The sequence below is a fragment of the Mycobacterium sp. E3247 genome (assembly GCF_001667785.1).
In the GTDB taxonomy this organism is placed as follows: Bacteria; Actinomycetota; Actinomycetes; order Mycobacteriales; family Mycobacteriaceae; genus Mycobacterium.
Genome location: NZ_LZJG01000332.1, coordinates 1 through 4,427 on the forward strand (window position 1 = coordinate 1; position 4,427 = coordinate 4,427).

Genomic DNA, 4,427 nt, shown 5'->3' on the forward strand with positions numbered 1-4,427 from the left:
GGTCGTGGCATCCAGCTCCACCTTGCGCACGCGAACGATCTCCGGGGTCACCTCGACGCATTCGTCCTGCGCGCAGAACTCCATGGCCTGTTCCAGGTCGAGCTCGAGCGGCTTGGCCAGGGTCTCGATGACGTCCGCCGTCGACGACCGCATGTTGGTGAGCTTCTTCTCCCGGGTGACGTTGATGTCGAGATCCTCTGCGCGCGGGTTGATTCCGACGACCATGCCCTCGTAGGTGTCCTGGCCGGGTTCGACGAAGAACTGGCCCCGGTCGGCAAGCTGAATCAGCGCGAACGGCGTGATGGTTCCGGCGCGATCGGAGACCAGCGAACCGGTGTGGCGGGCCCGGATCTCCCCCGCCCACGGCCGGTAGCCGTCGAACACGGCGTTGGCGATCCCGGTGCCGCGCGTGATGGTCAGGAAATCGGTGCGGAACCCGATCAGGCCGCGGCTGGGCACGATGAAATCCATCCGGACCCAGCCTGCGGCGTGGTTGGTCATCTCCTCCATGCGGCCCTTGCGGGCGGCCATCAGCTGGGTGATCGCGCCGACGAACTCTTCCGGGCAGTCGATGGTCATCGCCTCGAACGGCTCATGCAGCTTGCCGTCGATCGTGCGGGTCACCACCTGCGGCTTGCCGACGGTGAGCTCGAAACCCTCGCGGCGCATCTGCTCGACCAGCACCGCCAGGGCGAGCTCGCCGCGGCCCTGCACCTCCCACGCGTCGGGCCGGCCGATGTCGACGACCCGGATCGACACGTTGCCCACCAGCTCCTGGTCGAGCCGGCCGCGCACCATCCGCGCGGTCAGCTTGTGGCCCGATACCTTGCCCGCCAGCGGCGACGTGTTGGTGCCGATCGTCACCGAGATCGCGGGCTCGTCGACGGTGATCCGCGGCAGCGCGTGGGCGTGTTCGGGGTCGGCCAGGGTGTCGCCGATCATGATCTCGGGCAGGCCGGCGACCGCCACGATGTCGCCGGCCACGGCCTCGTCGGTGGGGCTGCGCTCGACGCCCTCGGTGGCGAGCAGTTCGGTGATCTTGGCGCTGGTGATCACGGGCAGGCCGTCGACCTCCCGCATCCAGGCGACCTGCTGGCCCTTGCGCAGTTTGCCGTTGTAGATGCGGATCAGCGCGAGCCGGCCGAGAAACGCCGACGCGTCGAGGTTGGTCACCAACGCCTGTAGCGGCGCCTCGGCGTCACCGGACGGCGCCGGGATGTGCTCCATCAGCACGTCGAACAACGGGTCCAGGTTGTCGCCAGAAGGCACCTCGCCGTTGGCGGGCTGTTCGGTGCTCGCAATGCCGGCCCGGCCGGACGCGTACAGCGTCGGCAGGCCCAGCGCGTGCTCGGCCGCCTTGGCGGCCTCGTCGTCGAGGTCGGAGGCGACGTCGAGCAGCAGGTCGTGGCTGGCCTCCACCACCTCGGCGATGCGCGCGTCGGGCCGGTCGGTCTTGTTGACGACGAGAATCACCGGCAGGTGCGCGGCCAGCGCCTTGCGCAGCACGAACCGCGTCTGCGGCAACGGCCCCTCGGACGCGTCGACCAGCAGCAACACCCCGTCCACCATGGACAGGCCGCGCTCCACCTCCCCGCCGAAGTCGGCGTGCCCGGGAGTGTCGATCACGTTGATGACCGTCACCGTTCCGTCCGGGTTGTGGCGATGCACGGCGGTGTTCTTGGCCAGGATGGTGATGCCCTTTTCTTTTTCGAGGTCACCGCTGTCCAAGATGCGTTCCTGGGTGTCGTCGCCGCGGTGGTGCAGCGCCCCCGACTGCCGCAGCATCGCGTCCACCAGGGTCGTTTTGCCGTGGTCGACGTGGGCGACGATGGCGACGTTACGGAATGGCACGTCGGTGATTGTGGCAGCGGGGGGCATGACAAAGCGAACTGGCAGGCGGGCGAGCGCCCGGTCCGGTGTGCGTCGGGGGCGGCCCGCCGCGGCGCGTCGCCGCCCTGAGCGCACCCGGAAAGCCCTCAGCGCACACCCGGCGGCCGGCCCGCCTACCAGCCCCTTCGGCGGGGCGCCGCGCCGACCAGTTCGCCCTGTCCGGCCTCGTCGCGGCTGCGGTAGACGATGTAGGGCCGGAACAGGTAGGCGACAGGCGCGCTCAAGACGTGCACCAGCCGGGTGAACGGCAGCAGCGTGAACAGCACCATGCCGATCAGCGCGTGCAGCTGGTAGTCCAGCGGCGCGTTGATCATCACTTCGCCGTGCGGTTGCAGGATCCAGATCCGGCGGAACCACAGGCCGACCGTGTAGCGGTAATGGAACTCGCCGCCGTGCGGGCCGGTGCCGATCAGGTCGCAGTACAGGCCCACCACGATGGCCAGCACCAGCACCACATACATCACCTTGTCGCTGCGCGTGGTCGCCATGGACACCGCCGGGCGGGTGAACCGCCGGTAGATCAGCAGCCCGATTCCGGCCAGGGCCGCAAAGCCCGCCAGTGATCCGGCGATGACCGCCTGCAGGTGATAGGCGTGGTCGCTCAGCTTCAACATGTGCGTCACCCGCGGCGGGATGAACAAGCCCATCACGTGCCCGGCGAAAACCGCGAGGATGCCGAAGTGAAACATCGGGCTGGCGATCCGCAGCAGCCGCGACTCGTAGATCTGCGAGGAGCGGGAGGTCCAGCCGAACTTGTCGTAGCGGTAGCGCCACCAGGTGCCGACGATCAACACCGTCAGGGTGACGTACGGCGCGATATCCCAGAACAGTACGTTGCTAAACACTCCGCGCTCCTCCTTCGCGTCGGGGCGGTACCGTCAAGTCAAAGGGTTGCAGCCCAACGGCTTCCGCGGGCGGCCCGGCCTTCGCCAGGCGCTCAGCGCGGCGCACGTCGGAGTCGGTCGCGGCGGGCAGCGTCGCGCACACCGCCGCCACGCTGGGCTCGTAGGGCGACTTCGCGTCGGCGAGGGCGCCGCGCAGCACGTCGATGGGGACCCGGTGCGCGGTCAGCAGCCGCCGCCCCACCTCGGGGTCGACGGTGGCGGCGAACTCGAGCACGACGGGCAGGTGATCGGGCGCCTCGGCGCGCGGCGGCGCCACCCCCGATTGCCGGTAGGCGGTGGCGAACTCCAGCATCTCCCGGCCACGGTTGCGGGTATCCCCGGCGGTCCAGTACGTCAGGTACATCGTGCAGTGGCGCCGCATGTCGAACGTCGCGACGTAGTCCATCGCCGCGGCCATCGGCTCGCGGGCGCGCAGCGCGGCCACGGTCTGGCCGAGCAGCTCCGCCGCGGGCCCGTTGAGGTGAGCGAGCAGCTCCCCGACGGTGCTCAGCCGAGCCGGCAGCTCGTCGTCGGGGTAAGCCAACAGCAACGACGCCGACTGCCACACCAGTCGGTCCTGCAGGGTGTCGGCCCGCCCGCGCCGGCCGGTGAGCAGCTTCACCTCTTCTGCTCTTCGGGAAACATGCCGGCGGGTACCTGGCGCCCGTCCCAGTTGAGCAGGTTCACCCGCCGCCGGCCGTTGCCGTCGGCGGCCGCCTCGCCGCCGGGCCGCTTGAGCGCGTGGAACGTCTCGACGGAGACGGGGACCGGCTCGCCCGACTCGTACATGCCCGGGCCACCGTCGCCCGTCAACGAGCAACCCATGTCCTCGAGGTCACGGGCCTGCGGGGCGAACGCGGTCGGAATGACATACCGCTCTTCGTATTTCGCGATGGCGAGCAGCCGGTACATCTCGTACGTCTGCTCCTCGGTCATCCCGACGGAATGCGGTATGTGCGGCTGGGTCTCGCGCCCGAGGTTGATGTCACGCATGTAGGAGCGCATCGCCGCCAGCCGTCGCAGCACGCCCTCGACCACGGCGGTGTCACCGGCGGTGAACAGTTCCGCCAGGTACTGCATGGGGATGCGCAACGCGTCCAGCGCGCCGAACAGGTTGCCCAGCTCTTCCCCGTCGTGACCGTCGCGGCTCACCGCGTCGACGACCGGTGACAGGGGCGGGATGTACCAGACCATCGGCATGGTGCGGTATTCCGGGTGCAGGGGCAGCGCGACCTCGTAGTGATTGATCAACGCGTACACCGGCGAGCGCTGCGCGGCCTCGATCCACTCGTCGGAGATGCCCTCCGCCCGCGCGGCGGCGATCACGTCGGGATCGTTCGGGTCCAACAGGATTCGGCGCTGCGCTTCGTAGAGGTCGGTTTCGTTCTCCACCGAGGCCGCCTCCAGCACCCGATCGACGTCGTAGAGGACCAGGCCCAAATACCGCAGCCGCCCCACGCAGGTCTCCGAGCAGATGGTCGGCAACCCGACCTCCATCCGCGGATAGCACAGCGTGCACTTTTCGGCTTTTCCGGTCTTGTGATTGAAATAGACCTTCTTGTAAGGACATCCGGAGACGCACATCCGCCAGCCGCGGCAGCGGTCCTGGTCGACCAGCACGATGCCGTCCTCGCTGCGCTTGTACATCGCGCC

The 4,427-nt window shown here is 69.0% G+C and carries 4 protein-coding genes; all 4 read right to left on the reverse strand.

Features of this window, described 5'->3' with window-relative positions; all coding sequences use genetic code 11:
* Nucleotides 1-1,851: translational GTPase TypA (gene typA / locus A9X04_RS18425; protein WP_067923500.1), on the reverse strand; the 1,851-nt coding region annotated here is incomplete at its 3' end.
* A gap of 152 nt (nucleotides 1,852-2,003) precedes the next feature.
* Nucleotides 2,004-2,735, reverse strand: coding sequence for a respiratory nitrate reductase subunit gamma (narI, locus tag A9X04_RS18430; RefSeq protein ID WP_067923494.1), 732 nt, complete (start codon nucleotides 2,733-2,735; stop codon nucleotides 2,004-2,006).
* Nucleotides 2,728-3,396, reverse strand: a complete 669-nt coding sequence (narJ, locus tag A9X04_RS18435; protein ID WP_067923497.1) for a nitrate reductase molybdenum cofactor assembly chaperone — start codon at nucleotides 3,394-3,396, stop codon at nucleotides 2,728-2,730. The genes narI and narJ overlap by 8 nt, the downstream gene beginning before the upstream one ends.
* A partial coding sequence (locus tag A9X04_RS18440; protein WP_369828972.1) for a 4Fe-4S dicluster domain-containing protein occupies nucleotides 3,393-4,427 on the reverse strand: 1,035 nt, incomplete at its 5' end. The genes A9X04_RS18440 and narJ, both read right to left, overlap by 4 nt.